The sequence below is a fragment of the Sphaerochaeta sp. S2 genome (assembly GCF_016406725.1).
GTDB lineage: Bacteria > Spirochaetota > Spirochaetia > Sphaerochaetales > Sphaerochaetaceae > Sphaerochaeta.
This window is the reverse complement of sequence record NZ_JAEKNT010000224.1, coordinates 1-2,560: the sequence shown is the minus strand read 5'-3', so window position 1 is coordinate 2,560 and position 2,560 is coordinate 1. Positions and strand designations below refer to the sequence as shown.

3 protein-coding genes are annotated in these 2,560 nt (G+C 47.0%); all 3 read left to right on the top strand.

Going from position 1 to position 2,560, the window contains the following annotated elements; all coding sequences use genetic code 11:
- The first annotated feature begins 172 nt into the window (after window positions 1-172).
- Entirely contained in the window at window positions 173-622 is a 450-nt protein-coding gene (locus tag JF818_RS06180; protein WP_198891148.1) for a GtrA family protein, read from the top strand.
- Between the two features lie 10 nt (window positions 623-632).
- The gene (locus tag JF818_RS06175; protein ID WP_198891146.1) at window positions 633-2,111 is read left to right on the top strand and encodes an aspartate aminotransferase family protein; all 1,479 of its coding nucleotides are present in this window, start codon (window positions 633-635) and stop codon (window positions 2,109-2,111) included.
- A gap of 3 nt (window positions 2,112-2,114) precedes the next feature.
- The coding region (locus JF818_RS06170) for a class II aldolase/adducin family protein (protein WP_198891144.1) at window positions 2,115-2,560 on the top strand (446 nt) is incomplete at its 3' end.

Genomic DNA, 2,560 nt, shown 5'->3' with positions numbered 1-2,560 from the left:
GCCTTTACCAGAGTGAGAAAGAGGCCACTGATGCAATATCAAAGGGGAGGGTTTATGAGCCGAGGATAGAGAGCAAGAAAGTGTATGACCGTAATTACAAGGTGTATACACAACTCTATCGATCCAACAAGAAGCACTTTGCTGCCTTGAATGCATAGGGAAAGGTAGATTCATGGAAGAGAACAACAATACTGCGATGACTGGAAAACAGAATCTCATCCAATTTGGAAAGTTCGTACTTTTTTCCATCAGTGCAGGTGTTATTCAGGTATTGGTATTTACGCTTCTGGAGGAACTATTTCATCTCCAGTATTGGCCGAGTTATCTTACCGCACTCATTGCCAGTGTTATCTACAACTTTACCGTGAATCGACGTTTTACCTTCAAGAGTGCAAACAATATCCCCAAGGCCATGACCCAGCTTGGAATCTATTATCTTATTTTCACCCCACTCTCCACATGGTGGGGCGATGCCTTGGTTGGCCTTGGTATCTCTGACTACCTTGTACTCGGCGGTACCATGGTGGTCAACCTGATCTCAGAGTTCTGTGTCAATCGATTCATCATCTACAGAACTTCCATGAATACCCGTGTAAAACCGGTAAAAACACCATCCATCTAGGAGGAATGATATGGATACCCGATTTGCAATCTCAACCTACCCCGATGCAGTAGAAATCTCGAAGAAACTTGATGCATTGATCAAGAGCCCCATCTACAGTATTTCCAGAGAGGCCTTGGCACATTATGAGAGAACATATTTTGATGAATCTTGCCCTCTCTCAAAAACCATGATAGGGGAGGCCAAGCACTATATCCCAGGTGGAGTACAACACAATCTTGCCTTCAATCATCCCTTCCCCTTGGTGATGAAGAAGGCAGAAGGAGCATATCTGTATGACATCGACGGGCACAGGTATTTCGACTTTCTGCAAGCAGGAGGGCCTACAGTTCTTGGATCCAATCCTCCATCTGTAAGGGAGAAGGTTGTTGAACTCCTGCAAGACGGTGGTCCGTCCACAGGTCTCTTCCATGAGTATGAGTATAAACTTGCAAAAAAGGTTTGTGAAAGCATTCCCAGCGTTGAGATGTTCAGGATGTTCAACTCAGGTTCAGAAGCATGCATGGCAGCCATAAGGGTTGCCAGGCTCGCTACCGGTCGGAAGAACATCATCAAGATGGGTGGTGCATACCACGGTTGGAGTGACCAACTTGCCTATGGGATACGGCTGCCGGGTACAAAGGGGATACAGGCTCATGGAGTACCTTCCTATCTCTTCAAGCACACCCAGGAATTTTTTCCCAATAACCTGGATGCCTTGGAGCGGACCTTGCGTTTGAACAAACTCAGGGGAGGCACCGCTGCAGTCTTTATTGAACCGGTAGGACCAGAGAGTGGTACCAGGCCACTGGACAAGAACTTCAATAAGGAAGTGGAGAGACTCTGTCATGCCTACCATGCTTTGCTGGTATTTGATGAGGTGGTAACCGGGTTCAGGATTGGCATGGCAGGAGCCCAGGGATATTTTGGAGTTTCCCCAGATCTTACGGTATTTGGGAAGGTCATCGCAGGGGGGTATCCTGGTGCTGGTGGGCTTGGTGGGAAACAGGACTATATGAAATACCTTGCTGCAGGAATTCAGACTGGTGATAAAATTCACAAGGCCTTGGTTGGTGGGACAATGGCAGCGACACCACTGAGCTGCGTTGCCGGGTATTATACCTTGGAGGAGATAGACAAGAGTGATGCCTGCAAAAGAGCCGGTCTCATGGGGGACCGACTTACAAAGGGACTGCAAACACTCATAGAAAAGCATTCACTCCCGTTTGTGGCATTCAACCAAGGCTCCATCTGTCATCTGGAGACGGTTGGAACCATGCACTTCTCCGTCAATTGGAAGAAACCGTGGACCATCCCCCATGTAATCGCAGAAACAGCAAAGAGAAAAAAAGAAATGGAGTATATGGGAGCAGCTTATATGGCTGAAGGGTTGGTAACGTTGGCGGGAAGCAGGCTCTACACCAGTGCAGCATACACTGAAGAGATGATTGACGAGTCACTGAAAGCCTTCGACCGGGTATTTTCCCAGATTGAGTGTATCAAGGATTGATGTATGGAACTTCAGGAAGCAAAACAGGCAGTACTGGAAGCTACGAAGAAATTGGTTGCCTCACAGTTGGTTGCAAGAACATGGGGAAATATCAGCTGTAGGGTAGGGAATAATCAATTCCTTATTACCCCCAGCGGTAAGTCTTATGACCAGTTGACGGAGGATCAATTGGTATTGGTCTCGCAAGATGATCTCAGCTATACAGGTTCCCTGAAACCTTCATCAGAGAAGGGAATCCATGCCTTGGTCTATAGAACGCATCCAAAGGTGAACTGTGTTATACACACCCATCAGGAGATGGCTTCTTTGGTGAGTCTGATCGGAAAAGACTTCTATATTCCCGATGATTGGAGTGAACTACTGGGTGAAACCATTCCAACATCACCGTATGGATTGCCTGGTACCAAGGCTTTGATGAAGCATGTAGGCAGCATACTGAAAAGCTATAC

Coding starts and splice junctions, on each gene's coding strand:
- JF818_RS06180 (WP_198891148.1), top strand. CDS start 173: ATGGAAGAGAACAACAATACTGCGATGACTGGAAAACAGAATCTCATC.
- JF818_RS06175 (WP_198891146.1), top strand. CDS start 633: ATGGATACCCGATTTGCAATCTCAACCTACCCCGATGCAGTAGAAATC.